Annotated in this window: 18 protein-coding genes; 11 read left to right on the forward strand and 7 right to left on the reverse strand. The window is 70.5% G+C overall.

The features are described from left to right. Positions 1-7: 7 nt before the first annotated feature. The 3 genes from BJ991_RS17410 to BJ991_RS17420 form a co-directional block, all read right to left on the reverse strand. On the reverse strand, positions 8-967 hold the full coding sequence (locus BJ991_RS17410; RefSeq protein WP_179492088.1) for a cation efflux transmembrane domain-containing protein: 960 nt from the start codon (positions 965-967) through the stop codon (positions 8-10). Continuing rightward, positions 964-1,404, reverse strand: a complete 441-nt coding sequence (locus BJ991_RS17415; RefSeq protein ID WP_179492089.1) for a transglycosylase SLT domain-containing protein — start codon at positions 1,402-1,404, stop codon at positions 964-966. Before BJ991_RS17415 ends, BJ991_RS17410 begins: the two co-directional genes overlap by 4 nt. Before the next feature lie 85 nt (positions 1,405-1,489). Next, positions 1,490-1,657, reverse strand: a complete 168-nt coding sequence (locus BJ991_RS17420) for a hypothetical protein (RefSeq protein ID WP_179492091.1) — start codon at positions 1,655-1,657, stop codon at positions 1,490-1,492. 136 nt (positions 1,658-1,793) lie between these two features. Between BJ991_RS17420 and galT the strand changes: the two genes are divergently transcribed. Then, a complete protein-coding gene (galT, locus tag BJ991_RS17425) occupies positions 1,794-2,975 on the forward strand; it encodes a galactose-1-phosphate uridylyltransferase (RefSeq protein WP_179492093.1) in 1,182 nt (393 codons plus the stop codon). Further along, positions 2,972-4,153: a galactokinase gene (gene galK, locus BJ991_RS17430; RefSeq protein WP_179492095.1), complete on the forward strand. Its 1,182-nt coding sequence runs from the start codon at positions 2,972-2,974 to the stop codon at positions 4,151-4,153. Before galT ends, galK begins: the two co-directional genes overlap by 4 nt. A gap of 15 nt (positions 4,154-4,168) precedes the next feature. Here galK and araA read toward each other — a convergent pair whose 3' ends face one another. The 3 genes from araA to BJ991_RS17445 are packed head-to-tail and all read right to left on the reverse strand — an operon-like array spanning position 4,169 to position 8,068. After that, positions 4,169-5,671: an L-arabinose isomerase gene (araA, locus tag BJ991_RS17435; protein WP_179492097.1), complete on the reverse strand. Its 1,503-nt coding sequence runs from the start codon at positions 5,669-5,671 to the stop codon at positions 4,169-4,171. Positions 5,672-5,696: 25 nt separating this feature from the next. Continuing rightward, positions 5,697-7,337: a xylulokinase gene (locus BJ991_RS17440; RefSeq protein ID WP_179492099.1), complete on the reverse strand. Its 1,641-nt coding sequence runs from the start codon at positions 7,335-7,337 to the stop codon at positions 5,697-5,699. After that, on the reverse strand, positions 7,334-8,068 hold the full coding sequence (locus tag BJ991_RS17445) for an L-ribulose-5-phosphate 4-epimerase (RefSeq protein WP_179492101.1): 735 nt from the start codon (positions 8,066-8,068) through the stop codon (positions 7,334-7,336). The genes BJ991_RS17440 and BJ991_RS17445 overlap by 4 nt, the downstream gene beginning before the upstream one ends. A 284-nt stretch (positions 8,069-8,352) precedes the next feature. On the opposite strand from BJ991_RS17445, the gene BJ991_RS17450 reads away from it, so the two are divergent. From BJ991_RS17450 to BJ991_RS17480, 7 genes are all read left to right on the forward strand, one after another. Continuing rightward, positions 8,353-9,342, forward strand: coding sequence for an ABC transporter substrate-binding protein (locus BJ991_RS17450; protein WP_343048818.1), 990 nt, complete (start codon positions 8,353-8,355; stop codon positions 9,340-9,342). Positions 9,343-9,432: 90 nt separating this feature from the next. Next, on the forward strand, positions 9,433-10,968 hold the full coding sequence (locus tag BJ991_RS17455) for a sugar ABC transporter ATP-binding protein (protein ID WP_179492105.1): 1,536 nt from the start codon (positions 9,433-9,435) through the stop codon (positions 10,966-10,968). After that, positions 10,965-12,017, forward strand: a complete 1,053-nt coding sequence (locus BJ991_RS17460; RefSeq protein ID WP_179492107.1) for an ABC transporter permease — start codon at positions 10,965-10,967, stop codon at positions 12,015-12,017. The genes BJ991_RS17455 and BJ991_RS17460 overlap by 4 nt, the downstream gene beginning before the upstream one ends. Beyond that, positions 12,014-13,036 (forward strand): ABC transporter permease subunit, encoded by a 1,023-nt coding sequence (locus tag BJ991_RS17465; RefSeq protein ID WP_179492109.1) that lies wholly within the window; start codon positions 12,014-12,016, stop codon positions 13,034-13,036. Before BJ991_RS17460 ends, BJ991_RS17465 begins: the two co-directional genes overlap by 4 nt. Positions 13,037-13,086: 50 nt before the next feature. Beyond that, entirely contained in the window at positions 13,087-14,607 is a 1,521-nt protein-coding gene (locus tag BJ991_RS17470; RefSeq protein WP_179492111.1) for a sugar ABC transporter ATP-binding protein, read from the forward strand. Then, positions 14,600-15,637: a LacI family DNA-binding transcriptional regulator gene (locus BJ991_RS17475; protein ID WP_179492113.1), complete on the forward strand. Its 1,038-nt coding sequence runs from the start codon at positions 14,600-14,602 to the stop codon at positions 15,635-15,637. The genes BJ991_RS17470 and BJ991_RS17475 overlap by 8 nt, the downstream gene beginning before the upstream one ends. Before the next feature lie 61 nt (positions 15,638-15,698). Next, positions 15,699-16,334 (forward strand): NADPH-dependent F420 reductase, encoded by a 636-nt coding sequence (locus tag BJ991_RS17480; protein ID WP_179492115.1) that lies wholly within the window; start codon positions 15,699-15,701, stop codon positions 16,332-16,334. Between the two features lie 104 nt (positions 16,335-16,438). On the opposite strand, the gene BJ991_RS17485 is transcribed toward BJ991_RS17480, so the two are convergent. Then, positions 16,439-17,611 carry a low temperature requirement protein A gene (locus BJ991_RS17485; protein ID WP_179492117.1) on the reverse strand — a complete coding sequence of 391 codons (1,173 nt, stop codon included), beginning with the start codon at positions 17,609-17,611 and terminating at the stop codon, positions 16,439-16,441. 236 nt (positions 17,612-17,847) lie between these two features. Here BJ991_RS17485 and BJ991_RS17490 point away from each other — a divergent pair, with 236 nt between their 5' ends. After that, positions 17,848-18,624 (forward strand): SDR family oxidoreductase, encoded by a 777-nt coding sequence (locus tag BJ991_RS17490; protein ID WP_179492119.1) that lies wholly within the window; start codon positions 17,848-17,850, stop codon positions 18,622-18,624. 21 nt (positions 18,625-18,645) lie between these two features. Continuing rightward, positions 18,646-19,284, forward strand: coding sequence for a sigma-70 family RNA polymerase sigma factor (locus tag BJ991_RS17495; protein ID WP_179492121.1), 639 nt, complete (start codon positions 18,646-18,648; stop codon positions 19,282-19,284). Positions 19,285-19,328 lie beyond the last annotated feature (44 nt).

Genomic DNA, 19,328 nt, shown 5'->3' on the forward strand with positions numbered 1-19,328 from the left:
GCATCCGTCATATCTCGGCCTCGTCGGGCAGCTCCCGGACGGGGATGACCTGCACGTCCTGCACCTTCCAGTCCAGCCGGACGATCCGCTCGTGCGCGTCCTCGAGACGCTCGACCGAGACCTTCCCCCGTCGAGGGACGACGAACGCCTCGATGTGGAACACCTGGCCCATGTCGCGCATGCGGACCGACGCGTCCTCGACCCACGGGAGCGCCGCGAGCAGGTCGAGCACCTCGCCCGCGAGCGGATGCACGCTCTTGTCGTCGTGCGTCCGAGCGCGCTGGTCGATGAGGTCGAGCACCGCGCCGCGCGAGTTGCGCCAGCCGTCCCACATGATTCCGAGCGAGATGAACAGTGCGGCGACGCCGTCGAGCCACCACCACCCGACGCCGACGCCGAGCACCCCCACGATCGAGGCGAGGGTCGTCGTCCAGTCCGCCTTCGCCATGTCGGCGTCGGCGTAGAGCACCTTGTTGTGCAGCTTGGGGGCGAGCTTCGACTTCGCGTGGCCGTAGAAGAACGGGCCGATCGCGGTGACCGCCATGACCGCGACCATGAACCACCCCAGCCACACGGTCTGGCCGAACACGTGCACGGTCCCGATCGCCGGATGCTCCGCGCGGAGGAGCAAGGAGATCGCCTCGAAGGCGAGGCTGCCGCCCACTGCCAGCAGTGCGACTCCCGCCACGAGATGCCCGATGCCCATCGCGCGGTGCAGGCCGTACGGGAACGCGCCGGTCGGCCGATGCCGGATGAACAGGAGCGCCACGAGGAACGAGATCTGTGGCAGCAGCGACAGGATGTCCTCGATCCACGCCGTCCGCATGGCCTGCGACCCGCCCAGCACGAGCGCGATGAGCACGATCGTCACGATGGTGTAGGCGATCGTGAACCACTCCCACCGGATCGCCGACCGCAGTGCCTGCTGCTGCTCGGGAGGAAGGTCGGTGCGCCCGATGGTCTTCACCGCGAGAGCTCCTCGTCGAGATACGTCTCGAGCGCGGCCTGCAGCGCGTTCTCACCCATCGGCAGGAGCACGACGACGGATGCGTCGCCCGACCCCGGTACGTCGGGATAGCCGCGCGTGACCGACACCCGGTCCGCCCAGGGCGTCTTGTCGGTCATGCCGCCGATCGCGAGATCGAGCCGGCCGCCCTCGAGGTCATCGACGAGGTCCTCCTCACTGTCGACCGTCCACTCGAGGTTCGCATCGCGCTCCGCCGCGAAGCCCTCGATCAGTTCGACGAGCGGACCCCGCACCCGGCCGTCGTCCACGACGACGAGCGTCCCGCTGGGTGAGGCGCCGACGCGAAGCGTGCCGTGCGTGACGCGGTCGAGCGTGCCGTCCGGATCGGCGGGGATGCGGGTGCCGCAGCCCGACAGAACCGCGGCCGCGACCAGCATCGTGATCGCAGCCGCGGTCCCTCTCGGCGCGCGGCGAGTCGCCGTCCCGCGCCGAGCGGCCCCCCGGCCGTTCATGGATCTCCGCTCAGGTCGCGCTGTAGCGCGTCATCCAGTCGCGGAGCGCAGCCTCTTCGAAGAGGTCGGCCTCGTCGAGGAGGCCTTCGTCATCGAGCGCGATCGCCTGCTCGGCGCCCTCGTCGCCGTTCGAGGCGTCCGAGCGGCGTTCCTCGTGCGGCACCACCAGCCTGTCCACTCGACACCACCTCTCCTTCTGCATCGATCGTCACCCACGCGACGGATTCCGCCGCGGGGGTTGACTCCGGGTGCCCGGCGGGCTACGCATCGGCGAACGGGCGACGGATGCCGCGTGCTCGGGCTACCGTGGCGACGTGGACTCCCCTCGACCGCGCACCGCGACCGCCGAGCCGGTGACGCTCGGTGCCGGCGTCGTGCGCCGGTCGACTCGGCTCGCCGACGGGCGGGAACTGCTCTATTACGACGACCCCGACACGACGCTCGGTCCCGAGCGGGCTGTCGACACCCGCACGCTCGGGGCCCGCCCCGAGACCGCGACGATGCGCCTGGACGTGCTCACGGGCGACTGGATCACCGTCGCGGCGGCGCGTCGGCATCGTGTGATGCTCCCGGGTGCCGACGCGGATCCGCTCGCACCGCAGTCGCCCGGCAACCCGTCCGAGGTGCCGTCGCGGTACGACGTCGCCGTGTTCGAGAACCGCTCCCCCGCCTTCGGCCCCGCGCTGCGCGAACCGGTCGACGCAGCCCCGCCCGCGGCAGACCCGCCCACGGGCCGGGGCGACCTCGCGACGCTCGGTCTCGGCCGCACGCGCACGTCGGTCGGACGCTGCGAGGTCGTGTGCTTCAGCCCCGACCACGAGGGGTCGTTCGGAACGCAGACCGTCACCCGCGCGCGCACCGTCATCGAGGCGTGGGCCGACCGCACGGCGGCGCTGTCCGCGCTGCCCGGCGTCGAGCAGGTCTTCCCGTTCGAGAACCGCGGCGAGGCGATCGGGGTGACGCTGCCGCATCCGCACGGTCAGATCTACGCGTACCCGTACGTCACGCCGCGCACGTCGCGCCTGCTCGACAGCATCGCCCGCGCAGGGCACGACCTCTTCGCGCGCGTGCTCGCGTTCGAACGGGCGTCGGAGCGAGTGATCCTGCGCGGCGAGCACTGGACCGCGTTCGTGCCGTTCGCCGCGCGCTGGCCGCTCGAAGTGCACCTCCTGCCGCACCGGCACGCCGCCGACGTCGCCGAGCTGACGGACGACGAGCGCGACGAGCTCGCGCCGCTCTACCTGCGCCTGCTGCGGGGGGTGGACGCCCTGTACGAGTCGCCCACGCCGTACATCGCCGCGTGGCACCAGGCGCCCGTGCGCACGGCGCGCGACGTCGTGCGCCTGCGGCTCGAGCTCACGAGCCCGCGCCGCGCGGCCGACAAGCTGAAGCACCTCGCGGGCTCGGAGGCCGCGATGTGGGCGTGGACCGCGGAGGTCCCGCCCGAGGAGGCCGCCGAGCGCCTGCGTGATGCCGTTGAAGGAGTGATCCTGTGACCCTCGCTCGAGCGGCGCGCGACGCGCGCGGCCTGTTCGCGGCGACCGCGGGCGGCGAGCCGGAGGGGGTGTGGTCGGCGCCGGGCCGCGTGAACCTCATCGGCGAGCACACCGACTACAACGACGGCTTCGTGCTGCCGTTCGCGATCGACCGCCGCACGTACGCCGCCGCGACGCGCAGCGGGCAGCGCCGCATCCGTGTCGCCTCGACGCTCGAGGCCGAGACGGTCGAAGTCCGCATCGACGAGCTCGACCTCGTCTTCCCCGACCGCCGGGAGGCGGTGCCCGAGTGGGCGCGCTATCCGCTGGGCGTCGCGTGGGCGCTGCTGGCCGACCGTGACGGCGACCTCCCTCCCGGCGTCGACCTTGCGATCGCGTCCGACGTCCCCGTTGGAGCGGGGCTCTCGTCGTCGGCCGCGATCGAGTGCGCCGTGGCCGCGGCACTCGACGACCTGTGGGAGCTCGGCCTCGACCGTGTCGCGCTCGCGCGGTCCGGCCGCCTCGCTGAGAACGAAGCCGTCGGGGCGCCCACCGGCATCATGGATCAGGTTGCTGCGATGCTCGGTCGCACAGACGCCGCCGTCTTCCTCGACTGCCGTTCGCTCGACGCCGAGGTGGTCGACCTCGGCTTCCGCGACGAGGGGCTCGAGGTGCTCGTCATCGACACCGAGGTAAGCCACGCCCATGCGACGGGCGGTTACCGCGAGCGCCGCACGGCGTGCGAGCACGGAGCCGCGATCATGGGCGTGACCGCGTTGCGCGACCTGGCGATGGACGACCTGCCGCGCGCCGCCGCGCTCCTCGACGACGTCACCTTCCGGCGCGTGCGGCACGTGGTGACCGAGAACCGGCGCGTGCTCGACACCGTCGAGACACTTCGCAGTCACGGCCCGGGCGCGATCGGGGACTTGCTGCTCGCGAGCCACGCCTCGATGCGCGACGACTTCGAGATCTCGATCCCCGAGCTCGACAACGCGGTCGAGATCGCCGTCGCCGCGGGTGCGATCGGCGCCCGGATGACGGGCGGGGGCTTCGGCGGCGCGGCGATCGCCCTCGTGCCGCACGAGCTCACCGAGCGCGTGACGGATGCCGTGACCGACGCGTTCGCGGCATCCGGTTTCTCGGCGCCGCGGTGCTTCACCGTGGTCCCGTCCGACGGCGCGCGCCGCGACCGGTGACCCGGGCCGCTCGGGTCAGAAGCCCTGTGCGAGGCGGTAGTACGCCTGGTTCCAGCGCAGCTCCTGCTGGAATCCGCGGACCGTCGTCGAGTCATCGATCACGAGCAGCTCGGTCTTCGCGATGTCGGCGAAATCGCGGAACACGTCGATCCCGACCGCGGTCGTCATGACGGTGTGGTGCGCAGCGCCCGCCGCGAGCCAGCACGCGGCCGACGTTGCGAAGCCGGGCTCGGGCTTCCACACCGCACGGCCGACGGGGAGCTTCGGCAGGTCGGGCGCCTCGATGTTCTCGACGACGTTGGCTGTGAGCCGGAAGCGATCGCGCATGTCGCTCATCGCGACCACGAGCGCAGGTCCCGGGTCGGCGGTGAACACGAGGCGCACCGGATCCTCCTTGCCGCCGATCCCGAGCGGGTGGATCTCGAGCCGGGGCTTCTGCGTCGTGAGAGACGGGGACACCTCGAGCATGTGCGCTCCGAGGATCTTCTCGTCACCCGCGACGAGGTCGTACGTGTAGTCCTCCATGAGCGACGCGCCGCCCGGCAGCCCCGCCCCCATGACGCTCGCGATCCGCACGAGGATCGCTGTCTTCCAGTCGCCCTCGGCGCCGAAGCCGTACCCCTCGGCCATGAGCCGCTGCACCGCGAGACCTGGGAGCTGCTTGAGCGCTCCGAGATCCTCGAAGGAGGTCGTGAAGGCGCCGAACCCGCCGCCCTCGAGGAACGAGCGCAGGCCGACCTCGATCGCCGCGCCGTCGCGCAGCGACCGGTGACGCTCGCCGCCGGGCAGCAGCTCCGGCACGACATCGTACGAGGCGATGTACTCGTCGACGAGCGCGTCGACCTCGGCATCCGTCGCCTGGGCGACCGCGTCGGCGAGCTCGTTGACGCCCCACGTGTTCACCTGCACGCCGAACCGCACCTCGGCCTCGGTCTTGTCGCCCTCGGTGACGGCGACGTAGCGCATGTTGTCGCCGAACCGCGCGAGCTTGAGCGAGCGCGCAGCGGCCCATCCCGCGGCGGCCCGCTGCCAGTCCTCTACCTGTCGCAGCACGTCGGGGTTCGAGACGTGCCCCACGACCGTCTTTCGCGCCACGCCGAGGCGCGTCTGGATGTAGCCGAACTCCCGGTCGCCGTGCGCCGCCTGGTTGAGGTTCATGAAGTCGAAGTCGATGTCGGCCCACGGCAGCTCGACGTTCGCCTGCGTGTGCAGGTGCAGCAGCGGCTTCTGCAGCGCTTCGAGTCCGGCGATCCACATCTTCGCGGGGCTGAACGTGTGCATCCACGCGATCACGCCGATCACGTCGTCGCGCGCGTTCGCGTCGAGGGCGAGGCGGCGGATGCCGTCCGGGTCGGTCAGGACCGGCTTCCACACGACCGTGACGGGCAGTCCCGCGAAGCCGTCCGCGACCTGGCGGGACTGGTCGGCGACCTGCCGCAGCGTCTCCTCGCCGTAGAGGGTCTGGCTGCCCGTGACGAACCAGACTTCGTACCCGTCGAGCGAAGTCGAGAGCGTCATCCGTGGAGTCCTTTCGAGTCGGTCTTCAGTGCCCGGCGGCGGGCAGGGAGCGGACGGCGGCGGCTTCGACGTCGAGTCCCGCGCGGTACGCGTCGAGGTACGAGGCGAAGCCGGCGACGTCGGCCGGGTCGGGGGCGGCGGTATCGAAGGTCGCACCCGCGAACACCCGCTCGTCGAGGAACGAGGCGAGACCGGATGCCTCGCCCGACCCCTCGCCCGCGGCGCGCGCGTACGCCGCGAGCACGGCCATCCCCCACGCGCCGCCCTCCGACGCGGACGGGGCGAGCGCGACGGGCGCGTGCAGCGCAGCGGCGAGGAACCGCTGCGCGACGCCCGCCGTGCGGAAGATCCCGCCGTGCGCGAGCATCCGGTCGAGGGCGACGCCCTCGGATTCGAGCACGCGCATGCCGAGTGCGAGCGTGCCGAACACGCCGTACAGGTGCGCGCGCATGAGGTTCGCGAGGGTGAGGCGGCTGTCGGGCGTGCGCACGACGAGCGGGCGCCCCTCGTCGAGGCCGACGACCGGCTCGCCCGCGACGTGGTTGTACGCGATCACGCCGCCCGCGTCGGCATCCCCCTCGAGCGCCTCGCGGAACAGCGCCTCGAAGACGGCGTCGTCGCCGACCGCGTGACCCGTCGCGGCCGCGAACCGCCCGAACACACGGGCCCACGCGGCGAGCTCGCTCGCGCCGTTGTTGCAGTGCACCATTGCGACGGGGTCGCCGGCCGGCGTCGTGACGACGTCGAGCTCGTGGTGGATGCGCTCCAGCGGCCGCTCGAGCACCACCATCGCGAAGATGCTCGTGCCCGCGCTCACATTGCCGGTGCGCGGAGCGACCGCGTTGGTCGCGACCATTCCCGTTCCGGCATCCCCTTCGGGAGGGCAGAATCGGATGCCGGCGCCCAGCGCCCCCGCCGGATCGAGCAGCGCGGCGCCCTCGGCCGTGAGCTGCCCTGCGGGCTCTCCGGCGGTGAGCACTCGCGGCAGCAGCTCGTGCAGGGGCGAGGCGAGCGTGCTCGCCGAGGCGAGCGCGTCGAACTGCGCGACCATGACCGCGTCGTAGTCGGCCGTGTCTGCGTCGATCGGCAGCATCCCCGACGCGTCGCCGATCCCGAGCACCCGCTCGCCCGTCAGCTTCCAGTGGACGTAGCCCGCCAGCGTCGTGAGGAACCGGATGCGAGGCACGTGCGGCTCTTCGTCGAGCACCGCCTGGTAGAGGTGCGCGATCGACCACCGCAGCGGGATGTTCACGCCGAAGAGGTCGGTGAGCGCCTCGGCGGCCGCGCCGGTGTTCGTGTTGCGCCACGTGCGGAACGGCACGAGCAGCTCGCCGTCCGCGTCGAACGCGAGATAGCCGTGCATCATCGCGGAGACGCCGATCGCGCCGAAGGTCGCGGGGGTGACGTCGTACCGGCGTCGCACATCGGCCACGAGATCGGCGTACGCCGCGCGCAGTCCCGACCAGACGTCGTCGAGCGGGTACGTCCACAGGCCGTCGACGAGGTCGTTCTCCCACTCGTGGCTGCCGACGGCGAGCACGTGCGAAGGGTCGTCCCCGACGAGGCACGCCTTGATGCGCGTCGAGCCGAGCTCGATGCCGAGGGACGTGCGCCCCTCGAGGATCGCGCGGGCCGCGGCATCCGTCGTCTCGTCCGTCCCCGTCATCGGCGATCGTCCTCCTTCTGGCCGTACACGTTCTGATACCGGTCGTAGAGCCGGTCGACGATGTCGGGCGGCAGCGGGATCACCGAGCCGGCCTCACGGGCGTAGTGGACGGTACGGGCGACGTCCTCCACCATGACGGCGGCCTTCACGGCGTCCTTCGCCGTGACCCCGATCGTGAACGGTCCGTGGTTCTGCATGAGCACGGCGCGCGAGCGGTGGCCCGTGAGGGTCTCGACGATGCCGCGGCCGATCGAGTCGTCGCCGATGATCGCGAGGGGGCCGACCGGGATCGGACCTCCGAACTCGTCGGCCATCGCGGTGAGGACGCACGGGATCTCCTCGCCCCGCGCAGCCCACGCCGTGGCGAACGTCGAGTGCGTGTGCACGACGCCTCCGACGTCGGGCATATGCCTGTAGACGTATGCGTGGGCCGCGGTGTCGCTCGACGGGCTGCGTCCGCTTCCCGGTGACCCGGGGACGACGTTGCCGTCGAGGTCGCACAGGATCATGTTCTCGGGGGTCAGCTCGTCGTACGAGACGCCGGAGGGCTTGATGACGAAGAGGTCGGCCCCGGGCACGCGACCGGACACGTTGCCGCCCGTCCAGACGACCAGGCCGTAGCGCACGAGCTCGGAGTGGAGCCTCGCGACGTCCGAACGCGTGCGCGCGATCGCGTCGCTCCGGGCGGTTTCGACCGACGTGCTCGGGCTCGGCTGGTTCCCGTCGGGCATGCGCTCCTCCACGCGTTACATCGTTGTAAGACAGATGTTACCGATCACAGGCGACTCAAGCGAGCGGCAAGCGCTCGTCATCTGCTGTCATGAGGTGAGATCGTTCACGGCGAGGGACCGCTTGGACACCTGCGAAGGCGGTCTGTTACGGAAATGTTATCGCTCACACATTGCGAGAACCAGAAATGTTAGGGCTAACATCTGGGCACGGGCCGCAACCCAAGCGTCAGCGCCCGCACCACGATCCGGCATCGGTGCCGGACCAAGACGAGGAGGTTTTGGAAGTGAACAAGAAGTTCCTCGGCGCCGTCGCGATCCTCGGCGCCCTCACGATCGCAGCCAGCAGCTGCGCGAGCACATCCGGCGGAGACGGCGGCTCAGCCGATGGCGGCGGAGACGGCACGATCACCGTCGGCTTCGCCCAGACGGGATCCGAATCGGGGTGGCGCTCGGCCAACACCGAGTCGATGAAGGCGGCGTTCTCGCAGGAGAACGGGTTCGACCTCGTCTTCAACGCCGCCGACAACGACCCGGCGGCGCAGATCGCCGCGGTGCGCGACTTCATCAACCAGGGCGTCGACGCGATCGTCATCGCGCCGATCGTCGAGGACGGTTGGGACGACGTGCTGCAGGAGGCCGCGGATGCCGGCATCCCGGTCATCCTCGAGGACCGCACGGTCACCGCCTCGGACGACCTCTACTCGACGTGGGTCGGTCTCGACTTCAAGCGAGAGGGCGAGATCGCCGGTGAATGGGCTGCCGAGAACTACGGCGACACCCCCACCAAGATGGTCGTGCTCGAGGGCACGACGGGCTCCGCGCCCGCCAACGACCGCGCCGAGGGATTCGACGCGGCCATCTCGGGCACCCAGATCGAGAAGATCGACTCGCAGACGGGCGACTTCACCCGCGACGGCGGCAAGACCGTCATGGAGGGCTTCATCCAGAAGTACGGGATCGACGGCATCGACCTGCTGTACGCGCACAACGACGACATGGCGCTCGGCGCGATCGAGGCTATCGAGGCCGCGGGCGGAGTCCCCGGCGAGGACATCGCGATCATCTCGATCGACGCGGTCCACGACGGCATGCAGGCGCTCGTCGACGGCAAGATCAACTTCATCGTCGAGTGCAACCCGCTGCTCGGCGAGCAGGCGGCCGACCTCGTGAAGAAGGTGCTCGACGGCGAGAGCGTCGACAAGGCGTACTACGTCGAGGACCAGAGCTTCACGCAGGAACAGGCGGCCGAGGTCATCGACTCGCGCGCCTACTGATCCAGCACGGAACGACGCGACACGCGGCCGGGGGCCATCCGAGCACTCCCCCGGCCGTGTGTCCACAATGAGGGCGGAAAGGCCACCACAATGCCAGCGGACGTCGAAGTCCCTCCGGTCGTCGAGATGACCGGCATCACCATTCGCTTCCCCGGTGTGCTCGCCCTCGACGGAGTGGACTTCACCCTTCGCCCCGGCGAGGTGCACTCGCTCATGGGCGAGAACGGTGCAGGCAAGTCGACGCTCATCAAGGCCCTCACCGGCGTGTACGCCATCGACGCGGGTGAGATCACGGTCGCGGGGCGGCGCAGCGTGTTCGCCACGACCGCCGACGCGCAGCGCGCGGGGATCTCGACCGTCTATCAAGAGGTCAACCTCTGCCCGAACCTCTCGGTCGGCGAGAACATCATGCTCGGCCACGAGCCGCGCAGGGCGGGCCGCGTCGACTGGAAGGCGACCCACCGCGAGGCCGCCGCCCACCTGGAGAGCCTCGGGCTGGAGCTCGACACGCGCTCTCAGCTCTCGACGCACTCGATCGCGATCCAGCAGCTCGTCGCGATCAGCCGCGCGATCGTCCTCGACGCGAAGGCGCTCGTCCTCGACGAGCCCACCTCGAGCCTCGATCGCGGCGAGGTCGAGCGCCTGTTCGCGGTCATCCGCGACCTCCGCGGCAAGGGCGTCGCGATCCTGTTCGTGAGCCACTTCCTCGACCAGGTGTTCGAGATCTCCGACCGCATCACGGTTCTGCGCAACGGGCGGCTCGTCGGCGAGTACGCCGCGGCGGAGCTGTCGCGCGCCCAGCTGGTCTCGAAGATGATCGGCCGCGAGCTCGACGAGCTCACCGCGCTGTCGTCGGTCGCCGATCGCGACATCGACCGCTCCGGGACCCCCGTCCTCCGGGCGACGGGCATCGGACGCCGCGGCGCGCTCGAACCGGTCGACATCGACGCCTACGAAGGCGAGGTCGTCGGCATCGCCGGGCTGCTCGGATCGGGGCGCACCGAGCTGGTGCGACTGCTCTACGGCGCGGACCGGGCCGAGTCCGGCGAGATCCAGGTGAACGGCAAACCCGTGCGCATCCATACGCCGCGCCACGCGATCGAGCACCGCATCGCGTTCTCGTCCGAGGACCGCCGCGCCGAGGGGATCATCCCCGACCTGACCGTCGCCGAGAACATCGTGCTCGGCGTCCAGGCGAAGCGCGGCGCCGTGCGGCGCGTGCGACGCAGCGAGGCGGATGCTATCGTCGCCGAGCTCATCGAAGCGCTCGGCGTGCGTCCCGCCGACCCCACGATGCTCGCGGGCAACCTCTCGGGCGGGAACCAGCAGAAGGTGCTTCTCGCGCGCTGGCTCGCGACCGCGCCCGAGCTGCTCGTGCTCGACGAGCCGACGCGCGGGATCGACGTCGGCGCCAAGGCCGACATCCAGCGCAAGGTCGCCGAGCTGAGCGCGAAGGGCCTCAGCGTCATCTTCATCTCGTCGGAGCTCGAGGAGGTGCTCCGGCTGGCCCAGCGGGTCGTCGTCCTGCGCGATCGCCGCAGGATCGGCGACCTCGAATCGAGCGAGATCGATCTCGACGGGCTCATCGACTTCATCGCGCACAACGGGAGCGAGACCGCGGCATGAGAAGAGTCATCCGTCATCGCCTGTTCTGGCCCATCGTCGCCCTGCTCGTGCTGATCGCGATCAACACGATCGCGCGGCCGCAGTTCATCAGCATCACGGCGCGCAACGGTCAGCTGTACGGGGCGCTCATCGACATCCTTCGCAACAGCGCGCCGCTCATGCTCGTCGCGCTCGGCATGACGATCGTGATCGCGACGCGGGGCATCGACCTCTCGGTCGGCGCAGTGATGGCGGTGTCGGGCGCGGTCGCCCTCACGATCATCGACGCGTCATCCGATCCGACCTCCGTCGGCACCGTGGCCGTGGCGGTGCTCGCCGCGCTCGGCGTCTCGCTCGCACTCGGCATGTGGAACGGCCTGCTCGTGTCGGTGGTCGGCATCCAGCCGATCATCGCGACCCTCGTGCTCATGCTCGCCGGCCGCGGCGTCGCGCTGCTCATCACGGACGGCTTCATCACGACCGTCAACAGCCCGCCCTACTCGTTCATCGCGAGCGGCTACCTCATCGGACTGCCCGTCGCGTTCCTCATCTCGCTCACCGCGATCGTCGTGATCGCCCTGTTCGAGCGGCGCACCGCGCTCGGCGTGCTCACCGAGGCCGTCGGCATCAACCCCGAGGCGAGCCGGCTCGCCGGCGTGCGCGCCCGGGGCATCGTGTTCACCGCGTACGCCGTGACGGGGCTGCTGGCGGGCATCGCGGGGATCATCTACAGCGCCAACATCCGGGCGGCGGATGCGAACGCGACGGGGCTGTTCATCGAGCTCTACGCGATCCTCGCGGTCGTGCTCGGCGGCACATCCCTCATGGGCGGCAAGTTCACGATCGCCGGCACCGTGGTCGGCGTCCTCACGATCCAGACCCTCGAGTCCACGATCCTCTTCCTCGGCGTCCCGTCCGCGCAGAGCCCCGTGTTCTTCGCGATCGTCGTGATCGTGGTCGTCGTGGTGCAGTCACCGCGGCTGCACGCGTGGGCGCGGCGCGCCTTCCGCGCGAGGGCGCGAGCCGCGGCATCCGAATCATCCATCGATCAGGCGAAGGTGGCGTCATGACCGCGCTCGACACCCGGCCGGAGCGAGCCGAGAGCTTCGCGTCGCGGTACTCCACGTTCCTGCGCCGCCACGCGTCGCTCATGCCGACGCTGTCCGCCGTCGTGATCCTCATCGTGCTGCTCATCGGCGCGCGGGTACGGTTCGCGAACTTCCTCTCGCCCGGCAACCTGTCGGCGCTGCTGCTCGACAACGCGTACCTGATCGTGCTCGCTGTGGGGCTCACGCTCGTGATCATCACGGGCGGCATAGACCTGTCGGTCGGATCCGTCATGGCGTTCACCGGCATCCTGTGCGCGAGTCTCCTCGCACAGGGTCTCCCCGCTTTCCTCGTGATCCCGATCATGCTGGCCGGAGGCGCCCTGATCGGGCTGCTCATCGGCGTGCTCGTGCAGTACTTCAACGTGCAGCCGTTCATCGCGTCGCTCGCGGGACTGTTCCTCGCGCGCGGGCTCGCGTTCGTCGTGAGCCTCTCGTCGATCCGCGTCGAGGACCCGGCGATCCTGTGGCTGCAGCGCACTCGGTGGTCGGTGGGCGGGTGGTACATCACGCCGACCGGCATCATCGCGCTGCTCGTGGTCGCGATCGCGTTCTTCGTCATGCACTGGACGAGGTTCGGGCGCACGGTCTACGCGATCGGCGGCAGCGAGCAGTCCGCGCGGCTCATGGGTCTCGACGTCGCACGCACGAAGGTCCTCGTCTACGTCATCAGCGGCGTGTGCGGCGGTCTCGCCGGCCTGCTGCTGACCGCGTACTCGGGAGCGGGGTATCCGCGCAACGGCATCGGCACCGAGCTCGACGCGATCGCAGCGGTCGTCATCGGCGGCACGCTGCTCACGGGCGGCACGGGATACGTGCTCGGGTCCCTCATCGGCGTCCTCGTCTACGGCACGATCAAGAAGCTCATCTCGTTCATGGGCGCCGAGCAGTCCTGGATGCAGATCATCATCGGCGCGCTGCTGCTGGTCTTCATCGTTGTGCAGAGGCTCATCGTCGCGAGGTCGCAGCGACGCGGCAGATGACTGCCCCGCGCGCCACCTCGACGGCGCACGAGCGACGGGATAATGGCGGAATGGAGGACAGGCGCCCGCTGCTCGAGCTGACGGGCGCCACCGTGCGGTTCGGCGCCGACACCGCGATCGACGCCGTCGACTTCCGCCTGTTCCCCGGCGAGGTGCACTCGCTCATGGGCGAGAACGGAGCCGGCAAGTCGACGCTCATCAAGGCGATCACGGGTGCGCTCCCCTTGGACGAGGGCGTGCTGACGCTCGACGGCGAGCGCGTGCACTTCTCGTCGCCGCAGGATGCGCAGCGCGCGGGGATCAGCACGGTCTATCAGGAGATCGACCTTCTCCCGAACGTCTCCGTCGCCGAGAACATCGCGCTCGGGCGCGAGCCGCGGCGCCTCGGAGTCATCGACTGGCGCACGATGCGCGCAGACGCCCGGGCCGTCCTCGCCGACCTCGGCCTCGACATCGACCCGGCGTCCCTCCTCGGCACGCACTCCCTCGCCGTGCAGCAGCTCGTCGCGATCGCGCGGGCGATCTCGACCGACGTCAAAGTGCTCGTGCTCGACGAGCCCACGTCGAGTCTCGACGTGGACGAGGTCGCCGAGCTGTTCCGCGTCGTGCGCGACCTCACGCGGCGCGGCGTCGCGGTGCTCTTCGTGTCGCACTTCATCGACCAGGTGTACGAGCTGTGCGACCGCGTGACGGTCCTGCGGGACGGACGCCTCGTCGGCGAGTACCTGACCAAGGAGCTCCTGCGCATCGAGCTCGTGCAGGCGATGCTCGGGCGCACCGCCGCGTCCCTCGACGCCAAGACCCGTGCCGAGGTCGACCCTTCGACGCCCCGTGAGCCCTACCTGAGCGCGCGCGGGGTCGCGGTCGGCACCGGCATCCGCGACGCCGACGTCGACATGATCGAGGGCGAGGTCCTCGGGGTCGCCGGCCTCCTCGGCTCGGGTCGCACCGAGCTCGCCCGCGCCATCACGGGCGCCGACCGCGTGAGCGCGGGCATCATCCGCATCGCGGGGCGCGAGCAGCCGGGGATGCATCCGCGCCGGGCGATGACCCTCGGCGTCGTCTACTCGTCCGAGAACCGTCGCACCGAGGGCATCATCGCCGACCTGAGCGTGCTCGACAACATCACGCTCGCGCTTCAGGCGGAGGAGGGCGTGTTCCGCCGCATCCGTCCCGAACGCCGGCGCGAGCTCGCGATGAGCTGGGTCGAGGCCCTCGACATCCGTCCACCCGACCTCGACCGGCCCGCGGGCACCCTGTCGGGCGGCAACCAGCAGAAGCTCCTCCTCGCACGCCTGCTCGCCCTCTCGCCGCGCGTCCTCGTGCTCGACGAGCCCACGCGCGGGATCGACGTCGGCGCGAAGGTCGAGGTGCAGAACCTCGTCGGCGAGCTCGCCGACAACGGGCTCTCGGTCATGTTCATCTCCGCCGAGCTCGAAGAGGTGCTGCGCGTCGGCAACCGCGTGACGATCCTGCGCGACGGCAGGATCGTCGACACCCTTCCCTCGAGCATGCTCACCGTCGACACGCTCCTCGCTCTCGTGGCCCGGCCGGAGGAGATCGATGGCTGACACGCGCACGACCTCCGAGGACGACCCCACGCGGGCCGCGAACATCTTCGATGTCGCCCGGCTGGCGGGCGTCTCGCACCAGACGGTCTCGCGCGTCATCAACGACCTGCCGAACGTCCGCCCCGCGACCCGCGCCCGCGTGGAGCAGGCGATCGCGCAGCTGCGCTACAGCCCGTCACCGGCCGCGCGCGCCCTCGTCACTCGGCGCACACGCACGATCGGCCTCGTCACGCCGGGCATCTCCGACTACGGCCCGACGTCGGTCGCGCTCAACTTCAACTTCGCCGCGCGCGAGGCCCGCTACAGCGTCGACACGGTGAGCGCCCCACCCGACGACCCGAAGGCGTGGCGCTCGGCGATCGAAGGGCTGCTGCGGCAGCGTGTCGACGCGATCGGGCTCGTCGTCGTGCACGTCGCGGTGCTCGAGCTCGTGCGCTCGCTCGACCTCAGAATCCCGGTCGTGGCGTGCGCATCGACCGCGCGCCGCAGCCCCCTCATCGTGTCGATCGACCAGTACCGGGGTGCCCGCGCCGCGGTGCGTCACTTGGCGGAGCTCGGGCACACGCGCATCCTCCACCTCGCCGGGCCGGCGACCGCGCCGGATGCGATAGAACGGGCGCGCGGCTGGAGCGACGAGCTCGCCGCGCACCGGCTCGAGCTCACCGAGCCGGCCTACGGCGACTGGTCGGCCGCGAGCGGCCACCGCCTGGCGTCGGCTTGGGACATCGGGCCCGGCACCTCGATCTTCGTGGCGAACGACCAGATGGCGATCGGCGTGCTGTCGGCGCTGCGCGAGCGCGGGCTGCGGGTTCCCGAGGACGTGAGCGTCGTCGGCTTCGACGACATCCCCGAGGCCGGGTATCTCTACCCGCCGCTCACGACGGTTCGCCAGGACTTCGCGGCGCTCGGCGAGCTCATGATGCAGAAGGTGCTCCTCGCGGCCGAGGAGCCCGACACCACGACCGAGGCGACGCCCATCCCGACGCACCTCATCGTGCGCCACTCCACCGCGTCGCCGGAGCCGTCGTGATGCGCGAACCGGGATTGCGCGGACCGGGAATGCGCACGCCCCGCCCCGGATTGTTTCGGTCATGACGACCGTCGGAATCATCGGAGCAGGACACATCGGGTCGACCCTCGCCCGCGGGCTCGTGGAGCGCGGCTACGACGTCGTGATCGCGAACTCGCGCGGTCCCGAGACGCTCGCGAGTCTCGTGACCGACCTCGGTCCGCGAGCGCGGGCGGGAACGGCGACGGATGCCGCGACCGCCGCCGACTGGTCCATCGTCACGGTCCCGCTGAAGGCGTACCGCGACATCCCGGCCGAGCCGCTCGCCGGCAAGATCGTGCTCGACACGAACAACTACTACTGGGAGCGCGACGGCCACATCGCCGAGCTCGACGAGAAGAAGGCGACGTCGAGCGGGCTCCTGCAGCAGCACCTGCGCGACGCGAAGGTCGCGAAGGCGTTCAACGCGATCCGCTTCGACGAGATCCTCACGACGGGGTCCTCGGCCGGCACGCCGAACCGGCGGGCGCTGGCGACCGCGAGCGACTTCGACGAGGCGATCGAGCTTGCGACCGGGGTGTACGACGAGTTCGGGTTCGACACCGTCGTGATCGGGCCGCTGTCGGAGAGCTGGCGCGTCGAGCGCGATCAGCCCGCCTACGTGACGCGGCAGAACGCCGAGGAGTTGCGCGCGAACCTCGCCCGCGCGGTGCGCTGACCGTCGCGCCTCGCCCGAGATCAGGACATCTGACAGGCGCAGGAGCCCGCGCCGGTTCACGTCCTGTGTTCGCCAGATCTCCTGATTTCGCAGGCGGGACGAGGTCACCGCCGCCGCCGCATCCGCAGTCGATCGATCTCGAGCACGACGACCACCGCGGCGATGAGCGCCGCGCCGACGATGTACTCCCCGTACTCAAGGAGCCCCGACAGCGCCACCGCGACGGCCCCGACGAGCACCGCCGCCGACGCCCACGCCGCGATCACCGGTCGCAGCAGGAGCGCCCACACGCTCGCGAGGAAGATCGCGACGGGCAGGGTGAGCGCGAGGCCGGCGACGGCCGCCGACACCTCCGCGCGGCCGACGATGTGGTCGATCTCGACTTCCACGCCCGAGGAGACCGCGCCGACCGCGGCGAAGATCACGTAGTGGAAGTAGCCGAACGCGAACCCGTCGCGGAGCGTGTTCAGCCGCCCGTGCGACTCCCGGGCGAAGTACACCCACCAGATGCCGGCGGTCACGACGATTCCTGAGATCGCGAGGCCGATCAGCTCGCCGACGTGCTCGCCGTCGCGCAGCGCGTCGAAGATCGCGTTCGCCGACGCGAGGAGGCTCTCGCCGAGGAGCAGCAGGGTGAACAGGCCGAACCGCTCCGCGATGTGCTGCCGGTGCCAGCTGGTGCGGCCGCGCCGCTCGGCCCACACCGGGATGAGGATTTCGAGCACGACGAGCGGGAAGAACGACCAGAACGCGAGGGTCTCGTCGGCGATCAGCAGGCGGCCGAGCCACAGCAGCTGCACGGCTCCGACGCCGACGGCGTAGCGCAGCGCGGTCGCACGGGAGGCGGGGTCGGATGCCGCGGCCCGCACCCACTGCGCGACGAGCGCGAGCCGCATGATGACGTAGCCCCACGTGACGATGGTGTAGTCGAAGTCGACCATCGCCGCGTGGATGCCGGCGGAGAGCACGAGGACTCCCGCCATCTGGACGACCGTCATGACGCGGTACAGCCAGTCGTCCGAGTCGAAGGCGGACGAGAACCACGTGTAGTTCATCCACGCCCACCACACGGCGAAGAACACCATGAGGTACGCGACGACGCCCTGGCCGATGTGTCCGTCGCTGATGAGGTGGTGGAGGTTCTGCGACGCCTGCGACACCGCGACCACGAAGACGAGGTCGAAGAGCAGCTCGAGCGGCGTTGCGACGCGGTGGGCGGCGGAGGGATCGCGTGCGACCATTCGCCGCAGGCCGACCCGGTTGAGGACGTCGCTCATCCGTCGATTATGGGTGCGCGAGGGTCACAGCGTCCCGGCGCCGTCCCCGGGCGGCTCGGCGACATCGAACACGTGCGGCGAATCGGCGGGAAGGTGGTGTCCCGCCCCCTCCACGATTCGACGAATGACGTCGCTCCCGGCGCGTCGCCGTCACGAAACGGCTCGCCGTCTTGTCAGCCCTGCATGAGCCGATGGCGCCTCCCTGCCAGCGGACCGGACCGAGCAAGGAGCAAGCCATGAAGATCACCGTCATCGGAGGAACCGGCCTGATCGGGTCGCGACTGGTCGCGCAGCTGCGCGCGGGCGGAATCGAGGTCGTCGCGGCGGCCCGCGCGACCGGCGTGAACTCCTACACGGGCGAGGGTCTCGAAGAAGCCCTCGAGGGCGCGGACGTCGTCGTCGACGTGTCGAACTCGTCCTACACCGACGAAGCCGCCGCGCGGGAGTTCTTCCACGCCTCGACCCTCAACCTGCTCACGTACGGCGCCGCGGCCGGCGTCGGCCACCATGTGGCGCTCTCGGTCGTCGGCACCGATCGGCTCGCGCGGGCCGAGGGCGGGTACTTCCAGGCGAAGGCCGCGCAGGAGAGGCTGATCGCCGACTCCCGGCGTCCCTACTCGCTCGTCCACGCGACTCAGTTCTTCGAGTTCATCCGCAGCATCACCGACAACGCGACCCGCGGAGGCATCATCCGCCTCGCCGACACCCGCATCCAGCCGATGGCGGCCGACGATGTCGCTGCCGCCGTCGCTGAGGTCGCGCTCGGCGGGCCGGTGAATGGGATGGTCGAGTACGGCGGCCCGGAGATCTTCGATCTGGCCGACCTCGCCCGGCGCGAGCTGCGATTCCGCCACGACGAGCGCGAAGTGGTCGCGGACGCCCTCGGGACGTACTTCGGCGCCTCGCTGGGCCCGGACGATCTGCTGCCCGATGCCGACGCGCGCCTCGCCTCGACCCGCTTCCACGACTGGCAGATCGGCTCGAATACTATTTCCCCTCTTTCTAGTAGCTAGCACACGATGTAATCTCCTCGCATGAACACCGGACCGGCGGGCGTCGCACAGACCGACGCCGATGCCCTGGAGCTGTTCGAGCACGCACGAGGCCGTCTGTTCGGCATCGCGTATCGCATGCTCGGCAGCGCCGCCGACGCGGAGGATGTCGTGCAGGAGACCTGGCTGCGCTGGCAGCGGTGCGACCGGGTCTCCGTGCGCGAGCCGGACGCATTCCTCGCCGCGACCGCCACGCGGATCGCGATCAACGTGCTCCACAGCGCGCGCGTGCGGCGCGAGACCTATATCGGACCGTGGCTGCCCAGCCCCGTCGACACGGCCCACGATCCGACGCTCGGGGCCGAGCGCGGCGAAGCGCTGCGCCTTGCAACGCTCCTGCTCATGGAGCGATTGGGTCCGACGGAGCGGGCCGCCTACGTGCTCAGAGAGGCGTTCGACTACCCCTACGCACGCATCGCCGAGATCGTGGAGTCCACCGAGGTCGCCGCGCGCCAGCTCGTGAGCCGCGCTCGCAAGCACCTGCAGGCGCGCGACGGGCGGGTCGTCGCGGCATCCGCCCATCGTCGATTCTTCGACGCGTTCCTGCGCGCCGCGCGCAGCGGCGACGCGGCGGCGCTCGAGCACCTGCTCGCGAGGGCGCGGCGAGCTTCTACTACCTAGCGGGCTAATGAATAGCACACTCGGCAGATCCTGATACCGTTGAA

The sequence above is a fragment of the Microbacterium immunditiarum genome, assembly GCF_013409785.1.
GTDB classification, from domain to species: Bacteria; Actinomycetota; Actinomycetes; order Actinomycetales; family Microbacteriaceae; genus Microbacterium; species Microbacterium immunditiarum.